The sequence below is a fragment of the Bacillus sp. SD088 genome, assembly GCF_017355205.1.
Classification (GTDB): domain Bacteria; phylum Bacillota; class Bacilli; order Bacillales; family Bacillaceae_C; genus Lederbergia.
Genome location: NZ_JADIJK010000005.1, coordinates 130,899 through 153,453, shown reverse-complemented (window position 1 = coordinate 153,453; position 22,555 = coordinate 130,899). Strand labels below are relative to the sequence as shown.

The following is a 22,555-nucleotide window of genomic DNA, read 5'->3' as shown; positions in this document are numbered from 1 at the left end:
AAGGGCTTATTGAGGATGGACGTTTGGAAGTACGTTGACATTCAAAAACTCCTATATTGTATCTTTCTCTTTTGAAATAGGGTAATTTTGTTTTCCCGTCCTGTTTGCATTGTATATATCCCAATTGTATAGGAAAAGTGCTTACGCAGCGAGTTTGGAGAGACCCGACATCTGCCTTGTCAAAAAAATCGACGGTTCTTTAGTTAGGGCTTTCCAGCCAATCTATATTTTAAGATACAAAAGAGAGGCCATTACCTATTATTGGTAATGACCTCTCTTTTAAATAAATCTGTTCTATCTAGTTAGACGAAGGTTTACGGAAGCGACTGACAATCAATAAGATTCCACCAGCTGCCAGTATGCCTAAGCCAATAAGCAGTATGTTAAACATAGATGTTGCAGTGTCTGGCAATGTTCCACCATTATTTTCATCTGTTCCTTCAGAATCACTTGGATCAGTTTTACCTGGTACTTCTTGCGACCCTTTACCTGGATCTTTTCCTGGATCTTTTCCTGGGTCTTTACCCGGATCTTCTCCCGGATCTTTTCCTGGATCTTCTCCTGGGTCTTTACCCGGATCTTCTCCTGGGTCTTTACCTGGATCTTTACCTGGATCTTTACCTGGATCTTCTCCTGATTCTGCTTTTACAAAACCAAAGTCTAATGTTGGATCATGATCGCCGTCTTTTGTTAAGTGACGAGAGGTTGCTTCCCATGTTGATGAATCTATGGAATTATCATCGCCTACTTCTTCCAAGGTTGGTACATATCCTTTCAATGCTTCTTTGGATGCTTCACGATCAATTCGTACTGTATACGTATTGTCGATTGGCAGATTTTCAAAGATATAGTATCCATTTTTATCCGTTGTCGTTGGACCTACTGGATTTCCGTAGACATCCGTTACTGGGTTGCCTTCTTTATCTTCAATCGTTAAGACGACTCCTTTTAGCGGAACATCGGTTTCGTCTTGCAGACCATCTTTGTTTTTGTCAAACCATACATAGTCACCGACACTTACTTTGGCTGGATCATAATTGTTTGTCACTATGAAGTTATATGGATTCTTTTCATCGGTTCTTACATTACTTTCATAATTTGGAACGTCCTCTTCTTCAAGAGTATATTCAATTAGGTTACCATCTGCGTATACATCCAAGTCGGTGAAATCTGCCTGCCAGTTAGTATTCTCGCTCAGGATAACTTTCTTACCTGTTTCTTCACCATTTGCCAATAGCTTCACTGTAATGGAATCTGGGCGGTTACCACCTTGATTATTTGCATCATTCCAGGTTTTTACAACATTGATACAGGTTTGATCAGGCGTATAGCTGTTGGTAATATCCAGACCATCAATTTCGGCAGAGTACCCTTCTACATTATCTTCTTGAATGGTGTAGTTAATTTCTTCTCCATTCTCGAATTTTGGTAGATCAGTAAATGAGTAGTTCCAATCAGATTCCTCAGAAACTTCAACATTATCTATTTCATTACCATTTGCTAATAAGCGAACCGTAATGGACTCTGGGCGTTTGCCGTCTTGATTATCGGCATCTTCCCATGTTTTCGTTCCTTCTAAATTAATTAGCTTTGGTTCATGCGTATTGGTAATGACATAACCATCCGCAGAGTTTCCTGCTGTTTCAGTTTCGTACCCTTCTACAGCTACTTCTTCAATGCTGTATTGAATTTCTTCTCCACCAGCATAGACATCTAATTCAGTAAAATCTCCCTGCCAGTTATTTGCTTCATTTAAAGTTAATTCCTGACCTGTTTCTTCACCATCTGCAAGTAATTTTACTGTAATCGCGTCTGGGCGTGCACCATCCTGGTTGTTCGCATCCTCCCATGCTTTGACTACATTGATACTTGTTTGTTCTGGTGTATAGCTGTTGATAATATCCAGGCCATTAATCTTAGCAGAATAGTCTTCTACGTTATCTTCTTGAATGGTGTAATGTATTTCTTCCCCATTCTCGAATTTTGGTAGATTAGTAAATGAGTAGCTCCAAGCAGATTCCTCTGAAGCTTCAACAGCATTTACTTCGTTACCATTTGCTATTAAGCGAACAGTAATGGACTCCGGACGTTTGCCATCTTGATTATCAGCGTCATCCCATGTTTTTGTTCCTTCTAAATCAATTAGCTCTGGTTCATGCGTATTGGTAATCACGTAACCATCCACAGAGTTTCCTGCGGTTTCAGTTTCGTACCCTTCTACAGCTACTTCTTCAACGCTGTATTGAATTTCTTCTCCATTTGCATAGACATCTAATTCAATAAAATCTCCCTGCCAATTATTCGCTTCGGTTAAAGTTAATTCCTGATCTGTTTCTTTACCATCAGCAAGTAATTTTACTGTAATCGCGTCTGGGCGTGTACCGTCCTGGTTATTCGCATCTTTCCATACCTTGACTATATTGATACTCGTTTGTTTTGGTGTATAGCTGTTGGTAATATCCAGACCATGAATTTCAGTAGAATAATCTTCTACATTATCTTCTTGAATGGTGTAATGTACTTCTTCCCCATTCTCGAATTTCGGAAGATCCGTAAAGGCGAAGCTCCATTCCGTTTCTTCATTTACATCAACGGAAGCTACTTCCTCACCATTTGCTAATAGACGAACAGTGATCGACTCTGGACGTTTGCCATCTTGATTATCGGCATCTTCCCATGTTTTCGTTCCTTCTAAATCAATTAGCTCTGGCTCATAGCTGTTGGTAATCACGTAGCCGTCCGCAGGATTTCCTGCTGTTTCTGTTTCATAACCATCAACGGCTACTTCTTCCACCGTATAATCGATTAATTCACCGTTTTTAAATTTATCTAGCTCAGTAAAGTCTGCTTGCCAATTGTTGGATTCATTTAATTCTACAGAATCAATTTCTTCTCCATCTGCAAGTAATTTCACTGTAATTGCGTCTGGACGAACCCCATCTTGGTCATTAGCATCTTCCCATGCTTTAGAAACATTAATACTAATTTGTTCTGGTGTATAGCTGTTAGTAATATCTAGGCCCTTAATCTTAGTAGAGTAGCCCTCTACGTTATCTTCTTGAATGGTGTAATGTATTTCTTCCCCATTCTCGAATTTTGGTAGATTAGTAAATGAGTAGCTCCAATCAGATTCCTCAGAAACTTCAACAACTTCCACTTCATTACCATTTGCTAATAAACGAACAGTAATGGATTCTGGGCGTTTGCCGTCTTGATTATCGCCGTCATCCCAGGTTTTTGTTCCTTCTAAATCAATTAGCGCAGGTTCATGCGTATTGGTAATGACATAGCCATCTGCAGAAGTTCCTGCTGTTTCGGTTTCGTACCCTTCTACAGCTACTTCTTCAATGCTGTATTGAATTTCTTCTCCATTTGCATAGACAGCTAATTCAATAAAATCTCCCTGCCAGTTATTTGCTTCATTTAAAGTTAATTCCCGACCTGTTTCTTCACCATCAGCCAGTAATTTCACTGTAATCGCATCTGGACGGGCACCATCTTGATCATTAGCATCTTCCCATGCTTTGACTACATTGATACTGGTTTGTTCTGGTGTGTAGCTGTTAGTAATATCTAAGCCATTGATTTCAGCAGAATAGTCTTCTACATTATCTTCTTGAATGGTGTAATGTATTTCTTCCCTATTCTCGAATTTTGGCAGATTAGTAAATGAGTAGCTCCAATCAGATTCCTCAGAAACTTCAACATTATCTATTTCATTACCATTTGCTAATAAACGAACAGTAATCGACTCTGGGCGTTTACCGTCTTGATTATCAGCGTCAGCCCATGTTTTCGTTCCTTCTAAATCAATTAGCGCAGGTTCATGCGTATTGGTGATGACATAGCCATCTGCAGGAGTTCCTGCTATTTCGGTTTCATATCCTTCTACAGCTATTTCTTCAATGCTGTATTGAATTTCTTCTCCATCCGAATAGACAGCTAATTCTGCAAAGTCTCCTTGCCAGTTATTCGCTTCATTTAGTATTAATTCCTGACCTGTTTCTTTACCATCAGCCAGTAATTTCACTGTAATCGCGTCTGGACGGGCACCATCTTGATCATTAGCATCTTCCCATGCCTTGACTACATTGATACTGGTTTGTTCTGGTGTGTAGCTGTTAGTAATATCTAAGCCATTGATTTCAGCAGAGTAGTCTTCTACGTTATCTTCCTGAATGGTGTAATTAATTTCTTCTCCATTCTCGAATTTCGGAAGATCCGTAAAGGCGAAGCTCCATTCCGTTTCTTCAGTTACATCAACGGAAGCTGCTTCCTCACCATTCGCTAATAAACGAATAGTAATCGACTCTGGACGTTTACCATCTTGATTATCGGCATCATCCCATGTTTTTGTTCCTTCTAAATCAATTAATTCCGGGGCATGCGTATTGGTAATCACATAACCATTTTCAGAGCTGCCAGCCGTTTCAGTTTCATATCCATCAACAGCTACTTCTTTAACTGTATAGGCAATATCTTTACCGGTCTGATCGATTACCGGTAATTCTGTAAACGTGCCTTCCCAGTTATTACTTTCATTTAGTACTAACGACTGCTCTGTTTCTTCCCCGTTTTCTAACAAGATAACAGTGATCGCCTCTGGGCGGATACCGTCCTGGTTTTCTGCATCCTTCCAAACCTTTGCTACATTAATACTTGTTTCTCCCGCTGCAAAAGTATTGGTAATCGTTAGACCGTCTTCCGATATTGTCTTCTCATAATTATCAGGTACTTCCACTTCATCGACAGTGTATACATACTCATTGCCATCGATATCTGTTTTGTCTAAGTCAGACCATGTATATTCTGTTTCACCATCTTTCAGCTCTACTGGGTCACCATACGGTTCGCCATCTCTGTGCAGCTGCAATTCAATGGTTGGTTTTGGTCCGCCTTCCCATACTTTTGTTCCTGTTATATCGATTTTTTCTTTCGTATTTTCAAAAGTAATCGATACAATATTTTCTTCGTTGTTACCATATGCTTTATCAACAACAATTTCTATTTCTTCTTCTGAAAGAACATATCCTGTTGGTGCTTCTTCCTCTACCAGATAATACGTTCTAAGTGGTAAGTTTCCAATTTCAAGAACACCATCTACTGTAGTAAATGCCTCTTCTTGTGTATATTGAACTCTTTCGCCATTTAAATCGTACCATAGTGTAAAGGATGTTTCGTTATTTGCAATAACTTTCTCTTCTTCCTCATCGACTTTTGCAACTTTTAAAGCCCCTCTGTTCGGTGCCCATTCGCCGCCTGCGTCAGAGAATTGCCTAGCATTTAATTTACTAGACTCTACAACTTGTTGATCAATAGCAGTTCCATCTAATGAGATTCTGTTACCAATATCACCATCTGTTTCGGTAACAACTGTAGTATACTGTAGGACTAAGGTGTCTTTTAAAGTTTCATCAATATCGATTACTAGCTTTGTTTCACCAGTAGGTTCATCATTCTCATCCGTTACTGCTACAACCTCAAGTTTATAATCGGTTCCCTCTTTTAAGGCATTTTCTTGATCTTGTGATCTAAAGACTTCAAGACTACCTTCCTTATAAATATGTCCCGCACTAATGGTATCTGTAATCACAGCATTTTGAATAATGGATAGACTTTCATTGATTGTAGCTTTCCACTCAACTTCATCTCCTGTGAAAACGCGATTACCGTCTAGCCCAATTGCTCCCTTCTTTAAGAAGTCCTTGTGCTGGCCATAGTTAAGGGTAGCACTATAAGGATATTCCACATCTCCAACTTTAACTATTGCATTGTTAGTATAACTTTGTTTTGAGATGTCTGGGACAGATGTGGTGAATTCAATCACGTATCTTTCTGTTACCTCATTGTTAAAGGTAATAGTAAATTCATCACCATCAACGTCTACTGAATAATTATCTGGATTCAATACCGGGCCAGTAATCACAGTTGTACCATCAGGCTTTACGTTATAAACCGATACTTTGAGACTACCTTCATCAATATTTCCAGCATAAGCTAATGTATCTGTTATCGTAACACCTGTTCCAAGATTTTGTTCTTGATAGTTCGTGTACAGCTGCCAGGCGATCTTTCTTTCACTGCCGCTTGCCCAGCCATTTCCTTGATTACCTTCACCATCAACATGTATTAATTGACCTTCCTTTTTACCGCTGTTCCAGGAATCTTCTCTTACTGTAGTATCAGCATTTCGAGTTTCATCAATTGGATTCCCATTTACTGTTTCTCCCTCAAAATGAGCACGATTACGGTATACCTTATCTTGCTCTCCATCACGCACATGTGAATCCAGTGTATGACCACCAACTTCATGCTGAGGATCATAAGAGGTTGTATAATTAACAACCAACTGGCCGCCATCTAATGGCAATGCATTATCTAAAAGAGTAATAGTAAATCCTTTGTGGTAGCCTGTTTCACCATCTTCCATTCTAGGTGCAAGTGTATAATCTGTACCTTCTACAAGCTCATCTCCAGCATGATTTACTTTTACCGAATCCGGCAATAAAATCATCCCTTTATTCGGGAATGTATCTTCTATTACTAATGAATCGATAGCTTCTCTTCTTGGATTAACATTTAATTGCCAATTAATCGTTTTTGCATTATAGTCTATTCCCCGAAAACTCTTACCATAGGTGTTAGCTGCTGGCTTGATTTCTGCGTTACTATTTTCTCCAGCCTCTCCAACACCATCACCTGTCATGCCAACACCATTATTAAAATTATTTTTAGTGAAATCGGTAATTTCAGTTGTATATTCTACTTTAAGCTTGTGTGTACCTACATCCCCTAAGTTAATAACAACTGCTGTTCCACCTTCAGCATCAGGATCGAGACTGATGTCGACAGGGGTATAAGCATTTCCTTCTTCATCCGTGATTTTAATATCACCTTCAGAAATTGCTAACCCTTCTGGAATTAAATCTGTTAGCACTACATTTCCAATTGGATGTCCTGCTTCATTGACATGAATCGTCCAGCTAACCGTTTTGTTTTCATAATCTACATTGGATACCCCTTCTTTACGAAGGACGGGATCTCTAACAATGTTAACCGTTGCATCATCACTATTTAATTCATCTTCACCATCTTTTAGGGTTGCTTCATTTTGGAATCCATTTTCTTTTTTATATTCGCTATTGTTGACTTCTGACCAATCAACATCTGTTTTAAATTTAATACGATAGGCGTCATCTTGCCCTAATGCGCCTAGGTTTATCGGGAATTCCGTAAACGAACCGCCGTAAACATCTCCTTCTACCCAATTGCCCCCATTTTGTGTAATTCTAACCACTTCGATGCTAGCTGGGTCTATGGTCAAACCATCAGGCAGGCTGTCTTCCACTATAGCTTCACTAATTAAACTTCCATTTTTATTCACATCGATTTGCCAATGAATAACATCACTGTCTCCAACTTGCCAACCGTCCTTTTCAATCGGATTACTTCTTGTCAATCCTCCAACGGTAGCCTTAGCTGGTAGACTTTCTTCACCATATTTAAAAGTCGCATCATTGGTAAATGATCCTGCTGCGTAATTTTCAATCGTTGTCGTATATTGAATACGATAGCCATTAAAAGGTGCAATTTTGCCTAAATCAATTGGAAATTCTGATGGATTTAGAGTTGATGTTACATCATCACCTTCACTTATATCTCCATCAAATCCAATGTTTAGCTTATGGATTACAAAATCTCTAGCTTCACCTAATCCATCAGGAATGTTATCCGCTAATGTTGCTTCAGATATTTCGTCATCATTGGTATTGATCACATCAATTGTCCATGTGATTTCTCTTGCATCATGCTCCGTATCAGGATGTCCTTCTTTTTCAATGCCGCTATGTTCTATATTTGGCCGTGCAATGACGGTTATGTTATTTTCATGACCATCATTAAATGGAATCTCTTGTTCAATATTTTCTCTAAATTTATCGATATTGAACTCTAGGCCAAGATTGACAAATCCGTTTTGAACGTCTGAAGTCTCAATGCCTTCAGTAAATACAAATTTTAACACGCCTTCCTCAACATGGTAGGTTCCTACCTTTGTTCCTTCAACCATAAGATCTTGAACTGGTGTAGTAACCGTCTTAAAAGCATCAGAAAGACCAATCTCAGCTGTGTCACCAGCTTTAGCATTGAGCCCTTGCGTATGCCAGTTAAATCTAAGATTTGCTATAGTACCTTCAGTAATTGAAATAATGTCGCCATCTTCAATCGTTTGACCATCAATTGTCAAACTTTCAAAAGTAAAGATATTCCCTAACTCAGCCTGTGAGCCAACATCAGATGCCGCAGAAGTTGCGTTGTCTTTCTTTTCCGTTCCTTCGTCTTCTTCAGCTTCTTTGGTCCCTTCTTCCTCGGTTCCTTTTTCTTCAGCTGCTTCTTTCTCTACAACTTCTTTAGTTCCCTTTTCTTCAGCTGCCTCTTCCTCTACAGCTTCCTCGTTCCCCTCTTCTTCAGCTGCTTCTTCCCCCGCAACTTCTTCGGTTCCCTTTTCTTCAGCTACTTTTTCCTTTGTAGCTTCTTTGTCTCCTTCGTCAGCTGGATTATCTGCTTCAAGAGACTCTTCTTCACCCGCATCTCCCTCAACAACTTCTTCTTGCAAAGGCACTTGCAGCTTCAATGTACCTTTAGCTTCCGGATGTTCCAGTGCCGCTGCATGAAACGTGACACGAATCATATTTTCTGTTGTTTCAAAGGAAGCAATGTCTACTGCACCCTCTTCCAAAGATAATGTTCCCTTCTGCTTAATTAATGCAACAGGGGATTGGAAATCTATAGGTTGATCCACTTTTTCTAAATCATACTCTGCCAGTGACCAATCTATATTTAGAAACCCATCACTATCTTCCTGGGAAAAAGAGCTCTCTGTAATGCCTTCAAAGTCAAAAAACGTATGATTTGTGTTTTCTTCCGCGTACGTTGCTTGTAAAGGAACAAATCCTGCTACAATAGATTGCATCACAAGAAGAAAAATCATAAATATGCTTACTCTTTTTGCTCGTCTTTTCAATTAGTTCTTTCCTCCTTTTGGTTTATGTAAATAACTGCCGGAAAATTAAAAACCGGTTAGCCACCTCCTATATCAACCCCATCTATAGCTTTAAAATATTTCCTATTCGGCAGAATACAGCAGAAAAGAACGTTGCCCAAATGTTGAATAGATTTCCTATCAATAAGGTTAAACGTTCTGCATACCATACTTATTCAGCTTAGAAGATATTTTAAAGTCCTTTGGGACTACAAGCTCACCGCATAATTAGGCGTGAAATGTTGTAGTCATACTTATAGTAACTTACTAGGTATGTAGCAGTGAACTACACATAAATATACAAATTCTATACATCCAAATAATCTATAAGCACGCCAATATTTGTATTTTGAAAGCAATAAAATACTCCATTTTATAAAGAGGCATTTCCTCTCCACAAAATGAAGTTTCATTTGGTACAGCTTTTATTCCATTTCATTCAAATCTGCTTCAAAAAATACTTTCGTCCCCTGATCCGGTGAACTGACAATCTTCAATCCTCTCCCAAAATGCTGATGCAGTCTTTTATTCACATTAAAAATACCAACACCTGATTTGCTTTCAGATTCTCCATTCAAAATGTTTGGAATTTCTGCTTCGTCTATTCCCGCTCCATCATCCTCCACTGTAATCATTGCTTTGGAATGTAAAAAGTCTATTTTGCACCTGATCGAAACCGTTCCTTGTTCCTGTCTGTTCCTGATACCATGCAGTACCGCATTTTCCACCAATGGCTGGATGGATAAAAATGGCACATGCACCCCTTTGATATCCTTCAAATCCCAATTCACCTGCAAAGCTGCTCCAAAACGAACCTGTTCAATATACAAGTAGGAACGGACAATTTTTAATTCTTCCTCCAAAGGGAGTAGATCTTTCATGTGCTGAAATTGAAATTTACTTCTCAACAAATTACTGAACTCATTCAAAAGCTTTCTCATTTCTTCTACATTCCACTCGCTTAACGCCATGATGGAGTTCAATGTATTAAATAAGAAATGCGGCTGTATCTGAGCCTGCAGCCAGGAAGTTTCCAATTGTAATTGCTGATCGGCGACACGTTTCATCGTGATTAGTGAATCCATACGTGCTTTCAGTTCAATTGCCTCAACGGGTTTTGCAATATAGTCATTTGCCCCGGCTAAAAAAGCCGCTTGTATATCCGTACTTCCACCAGTAAGCAGTAGCACAGGTAGTTCTGTCAAAGAAAAATGTTCCCGAATGATTCTGGTCAGTTCATATCCTGATATTTCCGGCATCATAATATCAGAAATAACAATATCCCATTTTCGCTTCTTTAGTTCTTCTACGGCCTTTTCAGCACAGGAAACCAACACTGTATTATACGCATCCTCTGGAAGGACAGCCTTTAAAGCTAGTAAGCTAGCAGGATTATCATCTACTATTAAGACTGACGGTGCTTGTCCGTTTTTCCAAGAAGGCATCTCGGCTTGTTCCCTTTTTTCTTTCTTGACCATCCTTTCTATATTCTCTTCAGGAGAAAACACTTTTTTCGATGCCAATGCTAATGTGAACGCAAATGTTGTTTTTTCCCCTTTTCTAGAAGAAACTCGTATGGTACCACCATGGAGCTCTACTAACTGTTTGGTAATACTTAATCCTAACCCAAAACCGCCTTCAGACAATTTATTTGCTGGATGCCCCTGCTCATAAGGCTGAAATATCCTCTTTTGCATGTCCTCGCTAATTCCAATTCCTGTATCTGTCACCTGGATTTCTGCATTATTTTCTTTTACAGAAGCGGAGAGGGTAATCTCTCCATGATTGGTATACTTAATGGCATTCCCTATTAGATTAAACAAAATTTGCTTAACACGGTTTTCGTCTGCATATACAGAAGGAAAATCCTTGGAAATCAGATTGACGATTGAGAGCTTCTTCACATCGGATGAAAAACGCAATATATCTATAATCCCGGTGACAATTGGCTCTAGTACAATATTCTGTTTATTTAATCTTGGTTTATTAATCTGTAAGTTTCTTGCTTCCAACAAGTCTGTCAACAGGAGGTTCATTTGCCCCCCTACATTCAAGACAGTGTTTAATTCATTCAAACTCCGCTGTGATAAGGTTGCTTCTTCCCTGTCACGTATTGCTTCAGAAAGCAATAACATGCTATTTAAAGGATTACGGAATTCATGGGAGGTATTCGCCAAAAATTGATCCTTTTCTTCATTTACTCTTTTCAATCTTTCCGCTAATTCCTCTGTTTTCTTATGCTTTTGAAAATATCTCTGGAACCAGACAATGGTATAACAAGTTAAAGCAATTAGCATATCAAACGGGTAAAAAGTCAGATAAATACTTCGTCCTGTCCATACAAAATTCCATATCCCATGGTTGGCGATAGCAATAAAACCGCACAGCAAAAGATATCTTTCTTTTGAGCTATTCTTATACGTTAAGACAATCGAAGCTATGGTAACAATCACCGTAACAAAAGCAAATATATTATACACGGGGCGAATCGCCAATATTTGCGACATGGGCATAAATATAGTCACAATAGCTAATGCAGCCAGCCCCCATTTAAAAAAAGGAAAGATTTTATTCCAATAAGGCAGCTTTTGATGATCAGTACATTGAACCAATGCATAAAAAATGATTAGATACACCGTATGTATCAGCCAATATTCTAATTCATAACTCATATTAAAAAATTGCTGTAACAATTTCTCGCCTGTATAGAATAGGAAACCTGAAAATAAACTGAAGGTTAGCAAGGAAAAGGAAAGAACCTTTTTATCCCGTCCTCCGATAAAATAAATAATCAATGTATATACAGTATGCATCAACAGGATAGCTGCAATTGCAACCTGAGAGTAGTTCGTAAGCTGCACTTCTCTCGTAATCGTTTCTTCTGTACCGAACCGCAGCGAGAGGTAAATTCCACCGTCTCTACTGTCTTTGAAATTTGCAGCCTCAATGACAATATCTATATTTCCTTCTTCATCTGCAGTAAAGGTCACCGTCTTAGACATAATATCTGCAGCATAATCTGCATCTGCTTCTGCAGGCTGGCCAGTTTTCGCAACTTCTCGTCCATTCACATAGATTTCTGATGATGTGCGAATATTTGGTATATATAATTTATAATTCCGTTCATCATCAGAACGTACTTTCATCTGTAATCGGTATGTTCCATAACCAAAAGGAGAGCCCAGTTTATCCTTCCAACCATGGGGTACTTGTATCGTTTCCGGTGCTTCTCTAGGCATTTCCTCCTCACGCATAATAAACTGCGAGGGGTAAAAATCCCACTCCCCATCCAGCTGCAACGTTCTACTGTCTTCCATTTCCCATGTACTTAAATCAAGCTCTCCATCTTCAATATTAGGGGTTATATTGTCTTGAAATACGCCTACCCAAATCAACCGAAAAACAGACAAACTGATAATAAAGAGAATCACAAAAATCCCCGTCCGGATATAATTTCGTTTCACTATATCAACTCTTCTTCCGAGGACATGTTTAACCCCCACATTTTTCTTTTATGATACTAGCTGCTTCTGTATCAAAAGCTGTTAGATCTTTCAATTTCGAGACATAATAGGACGATGCTTTCTCATAGAGATGTAAATACTCTGACAATCTGCTAATGAGCTCAAGCCATAGGGCTTTTAATATTTTTCTCTCTTTAAGGGCCCATGGATAGTCCAGACCTGCTAAATAGTCGCCTTGATACACTTCTAGTAACATAAAATATTGCTCCTTATGTACATCGCCATCTTTTAATAAGCGCTGTGCTGAAAGCTTAAATTCATGAGATTGAATCTGTATACTATCATCAATATCAATATTATAAAATTCTCCCTGGCTGGCTATTTTTATCGATACACCTGTCTGTTGAATAACTTTTCTAATTTGATATACTGCCGTATATAACTGAGCATTCGCTTTTTCCCATGGAAGGTTATCCCACAGCAAGTTGATTAATGCTCTTTTCTGGATTGTATGTTCATGATTATGGATAAAATACGCAAATAGTTCTTTTGCTTTAGAGGTCCGCCATTTCACATCTACCCGTTTATTATCCTGATATATTTGCAGCATTCCTAAATCCTTAATAACAGATATTGATTTAGGGGATGTAATCTCCCTTTCTATAGTCTTTCTTGCCATTATCCGCTGTACGGCTACTGCTAAACGCTCCTGTTTTACAGGCTTTAAGATATAATCTACTGCATTTAATTCAAAAGCTTTGACTGCATATTCATCATATGCCGTAACAAAAACAATATGTAAGGAGGGATTTATGTTTAATAACTGTTCGGCCAAATCAGCGCCTTTTACAACAGGCATATGGATATCTATAAATACGGCATCTACATTTTGAGCTTGAACATGATCGATTAAGTCAGTAGCATTCAAATATTTGCCTGTAACATGCACCCCATCTATTTTAGCCAACAGTAAATCCAAATATTGTAATGCCAAATATTCATCGTCAATGATAGAAATATGTAGCATCTAATCTCCCCCTGATTATCTCCCGCCTATTTTTCCTAACATGCTTTTAATTAAAGTATACATGACAATAAATATTAGCTATCCACTCAATTCTACACAAATTCTATACAAATTCTATACAGGCATCTCTTTTGTGACCATCCGGCTCAGATATCTCTCAACTCTGATACATTTCGGACTTCTGATACGGAATTTAATTACTGTACGGTAGAAATACTGAAAAAATTAGTTACACATAACTAGATATATTACATTCATAGTATAACCTAAATAAGACTCATCAACCTGAACTCTTTCCAGTTCAATAAATAGATAAGTTGAAAAATAGGGAGGCGTTTTAAGGAAATGGATATCCCCCCTATTGAATTGAGTTTCTTCTATTATAGATGACCATAATTCTTATGTTTGTTTGCGTACATCCTTGCAGCAAGCTCCCTCAAATGAGTTGGAATACGCACAGAAAATTCACATGACTAAAAACAGCCTTGAACCCATATGAATATTGGACAATTGGCTGTTCTATTTTGTCATATAGTTGTAGTGTAGTTCATCTGTTGTTTAAATAAAGTTTACCAATGCCTCCTTGATAAACATGCCTTATCTCATGTGAAAGTCTGTTCCATACTGTGTTAACTGTAATTTTCTCGCTACTGACTGGGATGCAAAATTATTCCATGAGGTACTGTATAGTGCAATCCGCCCCTGACTTTGTATTTCAGCAGCCCAAGCATTCGCAACATCTATCGCATATGCTCTTCCACGAAACTTTTCAAGTGTAGCTAGACTTGCCTCAGCTGCTTCATTAGTCTGCCTTGCACTACAACAAATTGAAACAGCTGTTTCCTTTTCAATAATAGCAAAGCAAGGCTGTCTATATTCAAGCTCATCGATGATATGGGGAAAATTTAGCTTCAGACAACCTTTATTGGATTCGGTAATTTGTATGGCATTTGTTATTCTCCCGCTCACATCCGGAAATAAGAATGCAGGTCCAGTCCAAAAATTACTTATTTGTTGGCCCCTGCTTAAAATGCTAATTACTCCTCCTAGGCCGACACCAGTGTCTGGATCAATAACTTGTTCCAGCTTCTTTATTATGCCTTCGTCCAGCCTGTTTGAGTACCTTACTACATTACCCAATCGGGTGCCGCCAACGAAAATATATGGTGCAGTATCGTATGGAGGCTCATTCACAGCTGTCATTCGTTTTTTATCATCAGTTTTAAACAACACGTTTACATGATGTTCCATCAATTCTATATCAGATAACAATAAAAAATCTCTCCCTTCACACCAGGTATCCCTCTATTGTTAAAGCGGAATGTTTTGAAAGAATGAAATGGTCATTATTAGTGTTGATAGGGATCCCGCAGACATTAAAGTTATGATTTTACGACCATTCGTCTCTTTTGACGGCTTTACAAGCTCCCGAGATACCGCAATCCATATAACATTAGTATACATATTTTATATCTACTTTCTTCGCTTTAATCATATTTCCCTCTAATCTTTAATTAGTATCAAAACTTTTATGAATCTCGTAATATCATGATTTCCCTTTTTTCACGATAAAATGTAATAACCACAGGATTGCTCCCAAAATTATTGAGACCCACCAATTGAAGGTAAAAGATGGCCCAATATCAGGAGTGAATTTTGCTATCACTAGGACAACCGCCATACTTGCAGCAGCAAATAGTACGACCTTAAGCATGTTCTTTTTAAGACTACGTTTTTCATTAAACAGAGAGCTTTTTGTTAGCTTCAACATAAACCAAATATTAATAATAATAAAGATCCCTATAGCCAATGCGACGACTGTTGCCCCGAGCAAGTTAATATCAGTATTTACTTGTGTAAATTGCGATAATACAACTAAGATAATGCCACGAATAATAAGTACCCAACTAATTATATTTACTACGATCCCACTAACAAATGGAATAATATTCCTCTTTTTTTCTTTTGGTAATAGTTCAATGATTTCATCTGTATAGGAAAGAGGATCATCTCCAAATATATCTTTAGCTGTTTTTCCCTCTTTTTGTCCTTCAATCAAATGGTCAAGCATTTCCATCAACACTTCTTCAGATTGCTGTTCAGATAATGAGAAGTGTAAACGAATATAAACGAGCAAATCATCGTAGTATGCTTCATTTTCTTTCGTTAATAACTTTCTTTTTTTATTGTTTTCTTCTATTAATAATTTTGCATCCAATTTTAGTTCCTCCCTTTTAATAATTCATTGACAGGGGCTGATATCTGTTGCCATTCCTCAATAATTGTTTGTAATGCCCCCTTCCCATCATCTGTCAAAAAGTAATATTTGCGATTCGGTCCAAAATCTGATGGTCTCATTTCGCCACGAATGAATCCATTTTTCTGCAGTCTTAATAAAACGGGATAAATCGTCCCTTCGCTTACATCATTGAGACCAGTCTCCTGTAGTTTTTTCGATAGTTCATATCCATAAACAGGCCCCTTTTCGATGACTGCCAATACACATCCATCAAGAATTCCCTTTAATAGCTGACTTCTTGCCGACATATACGCCCCCCCTCTCCACCTAACTTGTTATGCATGATAGTAAGATAAAAATCAGCTACTTGATTATACAAGATAGCAAATGAATAAAATGCTACTTTGTATTACAAAGTAGTTACATTAAGTGTATACTCTTTTTTAGTATCATGTCAAATACAAAATAACTAACATTATGCAACTTATCCACAAGCCAAGAATTTTATAGTTTCTTTGACCACAAAAAGCGCGAATCCTTATTGAAGAAACGCACTCGTACTTTAAGTGTATTCAGTTATATAAGTTATATTTACACCGTTTACAAATTACAGTTTGAAAACCTGTCACCTGGACCAGCATTAGACCCTTTTACAGTAATTACTATTTTAATATTATTTGCCCGTTAAGATTAAAATTTCTTAAGTCTTCAATCGTTTCACGGTACAGACTGGGGATCTCTGGTAAATCATCCAAAGAGAAAAACTGAGCATCCAATGTTTCATCAGTTTCTTTGAGAATCTTTCCTGACCATTCTTCAACTAAAAATACAATAGCAAACATCTTATTATCATCGCCGTATCCATTGGTATATTCATAGTCAGGTCCTGTATACATTGCAATAGGTTTAGCCGAGATTAATTCAATCCCTGCCTCTTCTTTTACTTCCCGCTTTAAACAATCATATATTGATTCGTGCAGTTCAAGTCCACCTGCTGGCATCACCCATTTACCATTATCTCTTCTTTTCACAAACAGTATTTTTCCCTCTTCATTTTGAATAATAGCTCTTGCAGCAGGAGCTATTATCATTTGATGACCGATCTTTTTCCTAAGACCACCTAAATACGAATCCTCCCATGCTATATACATTCTAACAACCTCCAAGAAATACACAGTTTTTACACGATACATACTATTTTAACAAAATCCTGAAAAAGCGGATGTTGAAAATTCCAAAAAAACACTTAACCCTTCTTCTCTACCCTGTTACATTTATATCCATATTCGTTTATAAAACTATTAGAAAATTCCCCGTCAGCTATCTTCAGGAAAGTTATTATACTTGATGAAACTTTATTAACTCCGACAAAATTTCAATTAGTCTTTCCTTAAGACTTATTGGCTCAATAACCTGAATAGATTTACCATAAGATAAAAGTAAATAAGGCACATATGTATGCATCATCTTTTTTCCGATGAGGAACACTGCTTGATTTGAGGTCCGTTGTTGTATATAATGCCCTAAAAACCAATGTTGACAAATATCACTCAACACCCTTGCATTGCCTGTAATAACCAATGAAATCCCCTCTTCCTTGTCCTCTATATTCGGCAGAAGATTTTTCATAAAAAAGTCACGTGCTGAAAATTTTTCTGGCAGGTTAAACTTATTTTCGGTTAGTATTAGACTTTCAATTCGATCTATTCTAAAACTGCGAACATCGTCCCTAAGATGACAAAATCCGATCACATACCATTTATTATTCCAATAAATAATTTTATACGGGTCAAGCATTCTATACTTTGAGGGCTCCTCGAAACTTTTATGGTATAGAATTTGTACAGAGTATCCGTCGGTTACGGCTTGCTCCAACTCTTTTAAGAATGGTTCCATAGAAAGAGAACTCAATCGATTTATTACTTCAAGACTGGTTATATGCTGGTTTACCTTTGTTTCCTGTTCATGATTTGAATAATTACTTAACTTTGAAATTGCCCTATTTAGTGCTTCACCTCCATAATATCCAGCTTCTTCTGCAAAAACAGCAGCGTGAAATAATGAGGTTTGCTCCTCAGAATCAAAAAAAAGAGGAGCTTCAATAAAATTGTTCAATAAAGTATATCCACCATTATGCCCTGAGTCTGAAATGATAGGTACACCACTAGTCGAAAGTGTATCTATATAACGATACACAGTCCTTATATTCATCTCTAGCTTCTCTGAAATTTGTTTTGCAGTAATTTTTTCACCTGAACTAAGCATCCACAAAATTGCTAATATATTGTCAATTTTAGGCATATCAATCCACCTTTGGAAATGATTATTTGTTGCCTTGCTCTATTACATAAAAATTATTTTCGAGAAAAGTTTTGTGAGACACTGTCAACAATTTGATTTTATCAGTCTACTTTATTGATATCAATAATATATACTCTATTGAAACATAATTGAATAATATGTATCTATCCCAATTTAATCCTTGGAAAAAAACAGCTCTAATAAAAGAGCTGTCATCTTTATTCCATTCATCTCGGGAATTATCTGTCATAAAATGCAGGTGGTTCAATTCCTAGCATCCGCAAGTATATATACCCCTGGCCACGATGATGTATTTCATTTTCCAGCGCGTATTGAAGGCGTTCAATATGGCTTTGTCGTCCCCCAAATAATGGATCTTCTATCTTTATTGAAAGAGTTTCTTCTGTTACAGATGGCCACAATTCCTGAGTTTGTTTACGCACATCCTTGCAGGCCGTGAGCAACTCCTCTTTTGTCGCAACTTTCTCGTAAGGGTTGGAATACTCCCATTCATCCAGTGCAATCCCTCTCATGTACGCCTTTTCGATATTCAGTACCTCAATAACCATTTCTGAAAAAGACCGAAGTGGTTCGACAGGCTTGTACTGAAATAATCGATCTTCCGGAAAGGCTTCGATGATTCGGGTCGTCAACCTTCGATTGCCCTCCAAAATTTCCATAAACTCTTCCTTTGAAATCGCCATTTTAATCTCTCCTCTGCTATATAAGTAAGTAGACGCCTTTCCCGATGTTTACAAGGGATATTTTAGGCTAGGTATACTTAGATTGTATAACAGTTCCCCTGACAAACCCTGTCAGTGAAGTTCATTTTCTTTAAAAACTATTCAAGTTTACTAATTACTTGATCTCACCGTTCCTTATTTCAGCAATCCCATACTTGAAAAACTATCCCTCTGACTTCGGAAGTTAGCATAACTAAAAAGCAACCTTTAATCCTTATAAATATTGGATTATAGCGCAGTTTCAATTGCTTTCCATTAAAGGAAAACGAATATGTGAGCAAGGTTAAAAGTGCATTATATATATAATCATGAAATAAAAACGAGATGTTTTATTACTCCTCATTGGACAACTTTTATTTATATTTCTAAAAAAGAACTAAACTCCAAACTGGTTTAAATGATGATCAAGATGCTTGTAAATCCCCTTCCCCCATTGCTCGGAAGTAAGTTTGCCGAAAAAAGCATGAGGATGAGTGGTACATTTCTCTGGCCCATTCTTTTGGAACGTTATAATTTTCTGTTTCAGTTTTCCTCTTTCTGTTTCAAAATCCTTTTCATCTGTAATCAAAATGGTCGGAATGGTGGACATATTATGGGCTAACGGCTTGTCACTATAAAAAATGGGTTTGACAAACTGTCCTATTACTATTCCTAACCATCCTCTCTTCGGAAAAGAAATTCCCATTGCAATATCTTGGAACGATGAGCAATGGGCTAACATTTGGGCAACATCCATTTTTCCCCATTGGGGTTTTGAATTTGGGCTTAACTTGTCAATCCGGTTTAAAATTTCCTCTGTATGCAACTGATTAAAAATATTTTTCATTTGCGTATCTCCCTCGCACCAATCTACTGCTTCTTTAGATATTAGTATTTTTCCGATAATCTTATTCCAGTAAATGAGCCATTTAAAGATAAGGCACACTGACTTTTCAATTAGTAACTAGAGGAAATAGAAAAAGGGAATTTCCTTCCCCCTGCCATACATGCGTATATAACTCTATTATCACGAAATACCTGTATAGCTTTAGAATAGATCTTGATCAATTCTTACTGTTGTTAGCTTTATCTTCTCCGCTTTGGCGAACGATCTCGTCAACGACATGTTTGATCGGTGCAGTGGCATCGATTATAATTCCGTTTTGCGGAATGTCTTCTTTTATTTGGTGTAATCGTACAATAAGTTCCCGTTCCGATTTCTTTCGACCCCACTCATTTTCCGGTCGTTCGTCAAGTCGTCGGTTCAATGTGTCAAGATCGACCTCGAGAACAAACACTCCGTCAAATTGCTCTATAAAGTGAACCTTCAATCAGTGGGGGTTTTCTTTCATCCCCCACTGATTGTTAGTTGAACCAATCGGGCTTTTACGGGCAGTGTATCCCCCACCTATGCTTCTCCGTATTCTCTAAGCCTTGAGGTGGGGGTATTACTGCCCGTTAATGCGGGATAAATTTCGAAAAGTTCCTTGAACCACCACAGAAAAATGTAACCACCTCATCCTGGTTAGCGACCAAAGCTTTTACTTTATCTACATGCCAAATGTGATGCTCGTGCGTCAAACCATTAGTAGGCGTACCAGTTTCCGGATCGCCTTGATAAGCTAATTCACGATCACCATGAATGGCATGGTAGCCGCGCCGCTGCAATTCATTGCAAACCGACGTTTTGCCCGTGCAGGAAACGCCTTCAATCAGATAATTCTTCATGCCCATGGCTTGTCCCTCCATCCAAATATGCCTATCAAATTCCTCCCCTGAAATATAACATCTGTGTTAGAGCTTGTTCACACATTTTTTCCTTTTCTGAAAAGACAAAAAACAACCTCTTTAGTAAAGAATACCAAAAGAGGTTGTTTTTTATCAAACTTATTAATGGAGTTTCAAGTTTTTTTATTGTTGAATTTCTCGTCCTTTAAAGCTTAGAGGACGTATTGTGATGTTTCACTTAGTGAAACAACTTGTAGCTATTGAAAATTGAGATAAATTGTTCCTTTGAAAGTTTATTAAGATTCGTGACATTTGCATGCTTCAAGGCTTTTCTGAATTGATTTTTAGTAAAAAGAGTGTGATATTCTTTATTTACCCACCTATATACAAAAGTTTGGTACTTTTTATAGTCTTTCTTCAAAATCAATGGATCGTGTCGTTCAAGAAGAATTAATACAGAATCCACACCCGGCTTAGGATGAAAATACGCTCGTGGTACTTTTTTTAGGATATTTACATCCATTTCCACCATCAATAACAACCCCAAAGCCCGTTGCAAATTTTGTAGTCTTATCGCAAAACCTTTCTCAACGATAAGGTAGCTATATTTTGCCTGACTTTCAAAATTAATTTTTTTAACAATATCCGTACTTATATTAAATGGGATATTTCCAAATATTGTATAGTCTGTATTTTTCGGAAAGGCGTACTTTAAAATGTTCGTATGAACCACCTTTATGTTCACAAAAGGATTCAACGCAGTTTGAGCGATTCTATATAAATCATCGTCAATTTCTATAGCAGTCACGGATCGACTCATTTTAACTAGTTCTTTCGTAAAATGTCCTTTTCCAGATCCGATTTCTATCACATTGTCTCGTTTACAAATATTTGTACAATCTAATATTTCTTTTACATAATTTTTGGAAGTAATAAAATTTTGTGTGTCTTTTGGATTTTTTCCGTTCATTATAACCTTCTCCTTGCTGGTTATAACGAACTGATCTTAAGAGTTCATTATAACCAATTATTTTTGATCTGGTTGATAATGAACTCTTTTAACAACACATATAGAAAATATCCCCATAGTTTATCTCCTTTCCAATATTTTCATTATGAAAGAGATAAAGTAAAATCTACAACCGCTATGCAAGCACACATGTTTAACCCTCCATGACTTGTTTTTATATAGCTAATTATATCATCTTTGCAAATTATTCTCGCGATCCGTGCATCAAGGTTTTATCGGTGCGGGAAACACCTTCAATCAGATAATTCCTCATGCCCATGACTAGATCCTCCATTGTAAAATACTTCACTACCTAAAAAATATAACAATAAAATGGCTTATAATCTTAAGTTTTATTTTAAAAATAGTTCCCTTTATCGTAATAAATTAGTTCTTCGCTTGAATCTCATAAAGATACATAATATAATCCGTCGGTACACTAGGATACCCCTGCTGCCGAATCATAGCGGTAAGGTTCCCGCGGTGGTATGTACCATGATTGACGAGATGCTGCACAATTTCTGAAAGATTGGTTTCCAATCGTCCGTATGTCGGATGTTCCGTAGTTATAGGTTTGTCCATATCTTCTTGACTACTGAAAAGGGCTCTATACAGTTTAACTTGTTCTGCATACAAGGCTTCCATTTCTTCGAGACCCTTATCCTTTGCCTTTTCATGCTCCAGTATTATGGAAGATTGAATCTCATCCATACTATTCTCCCGCATTACACCAAGGTATATTGTATCCGTCGTATACATATGAACAAATGTCTCTGCAATTGAGGGGAAGACGCTTTGGACTTCCCGGGTGTAAACGCTATTTGGCAGATCCTTTAACCTTTCGAAAAATCTATTATTCGCCCAGATATGATAGTCATACAGCTGTAAGGCATGGTGCTTCATTTAAGGCTCCTCCTTATTTTATCTTTTTATGGCTTTATCCCATTATACAATCTCTTCCCTGACAAACTCTGTCAGGGAAGTTCATTTATTTCTGCCTTATTCAACAATCTGGCACTGTTTAG

15 protein-coding genes are annotated in these 22,555 nt (G+C 37.5%); all 15 read right to left on the bottom strand.

Annotation, left to right across the window (positions count from 1 at the left end; all coding sequences use genetic code 11):
- Positions 1-298: 298 nt before the first annotated feature.
- The 15 genes from IPU53_RS06240 to IPU53_RS06170 all read right to left on the bottom strand — a co-directional run bounded on the left by IPU53_RS06240 (position 299) and on the right by IPU53_RS06170 (position 22,433).
- Complete coding sequence (locus IPU53_RS06240) at positions 299-9,022, bottom strand: Cna B-type domain-containing protein (RefSeq protein ID WP_207448968.1); 8,724 nt, start codon at positions 9,020-9,022, stop codon at positions 299-301.
- Between the two features lie 443 nt (positions 9,023-9,465).
- The gene (locus tag IPU53_RS25430) at positions 9,466-12,504 is read right to left on the bottom strand and encodes an ATP-binding response regulator (RefSeq protein WP_207448966.1); all 3,039 of its coding nucleotides are present in this window, start codon (positions 12,502-12,504) and stop codon (positions 9,466-9,468) included.
- 28 nt (positions 12,505-12,532) lie between these two features.
- On the bottom strand, positions 12,533-13,531 hold the full coding sequence (locus IPU53_RS06230; protein ID WP_207448964.1) for a response regulator: 999 nt from the start codon (positions 13,529-13,531) through the stop codon (positions 12,533-12,535).
- Between the two features lie 597 nt (positions 13,532-14,128).
- Complete coding sequence (locus IPU53_RS06225) at positions 14,129-14,803, bottom strand: GNAT family N-acetyltransferase (protein ID WP_207448962.1); 675 nt, start codon at positions 14,801-14,803, stop codon at positions 14,129-14,131.
- Between the two features lie 274 nt (positions 14,804-15,077).
- The gene (locus tag IPU53_RS06220) at positions 15,078-15,749 is read right to left on the bottom strand and encodes a DUF1129 family protein (protein ID WP_207448960.1); all 672 of its coding nucleotides are present in this window, start codon (positions 15,747-15,749) and stop codon (positions 15,078-15,080) included.
- Between the two features lie 2 nt (positions 15,750-15,751).
- On the bottom strand, positions 15,752-16,078 hold the full coding sequence (locus IPU53_RS06215) for a PadR family transcriptional regulator (RefSeq protein WP_207448959.1): 327 nt from the start codon (positions 16,076-16,078) through the stop codon (positions 15,752-15,754).
- A gap of 354 nt (positions 16,079-16,432) precedes the next feature.
- Positions 16,433-16,921: an NUDIX domain-containing protein gene (locus IPU53_RS06210; protein WP_207448957.1), complete on the bottom strand. Its 489-nt coding sequence runs from the start codon at positions 16,919-16,921 to the stop codon at positions 16,433-16,435.
- 187 nt (positions 16,922-17,108) lie between these two features.
- On the bottom strand, positions 17,109-18,071 hold the full coding sequence (locus tag IPU53_RS06205; protein ID WP_207448955.1) for a helix-turn-helix transcriptional regulator: 963 nt from the start codon (positions 18,069-18,071) through the stop codon (positions 17,109-17,111).
- 239 nt (positions 18,072-18,310) lie between these two features.
- Positions 18,311-18,775, bottom strand: a complete 465-nt coding sequence (locus IPU53_RS06200) for a DinB family protein (protein ID WP_207448953.1) — start codon at positions 18,773-18,775, stop codon at positions 18,311-18,313.
- Positions 18,776-19,190: 415 nt separating this feature from the next.
- On the bottom strand, positions 19,191-19,640 hold the full coding sequence (locus tag IPU53_RS06195) for a DUF1569 domain-containing protein (RefSeq protein ID WP_207448951.1): 450 nt from the start codon (positions 19,638-19,640) through the stop codon (positions 19,191-19,193).
- A gap of 217 nt (positions 19,641-19,857) precedes the next feature.
- Positions 19,858-20,124 (bottom strand): hypothetical protein, encoded by a 267-nt coding sequence (locus IPU53_RS06190; protein ID WP_207448949.1) that lies wholly within the window; start codon positions 20,122-20,124, stop codon positions 19,858-19,860.
- A 127-nt stretch (positions 20,125-20,251) separates the two neighbouring features.
- A complete protein-coding gene (locus IPU53_RS06185; RefSeq protein ID WP_207448947.1) occupies positions 20,252-20,527 on the bottom strand; it encodes a hypothetical protein in 276 nt (91 codons plus the stop codon).
- Positions 20,528-20,759: 232 nt separating this feature from the next.
- Complete coding sequence (erm(A), locus tag IPU53_RS06180; RefSeq protein ID WP_207448945.1) at positions 20,760-21,491, bottom strand: 23S rRNA (adenine(2058)-N(6))-methyltransferase Erm(A); 732 nt, start codon at positions 21,489-21,491, stop codon at positions 20,760-20,762.
- 57 nt (positions 21,492-21,548) lie between these two features.
- On the bottom strand, positions 21,549-21,608 hold the full coding sequence (locus tag IPU53_RS25575) for an erythromycin resistance leader peptide (RefSeq protein ID WP_207449158.1): 60 nt from the start codon (positions 21,606-21,608) through the stop codon (positions 21,549-21,551).
- Between the two features lie 309 nt (positions 21,609-21,917).
- The gene (locus tag IPU53_RS06170) at positions 21,918-22,433 is read right to left on the bottom strand and encodes a DinB family protein (protein ID WP_207448943.1); all 516 of its coding nucleotides are present in this window, start codon (positions 22,431-22,433) and stop codon (positions 21,918-21,920) included.
- Between the last annotated feature and the right edge of the window lie 122 nt (positions 22,434-22,555).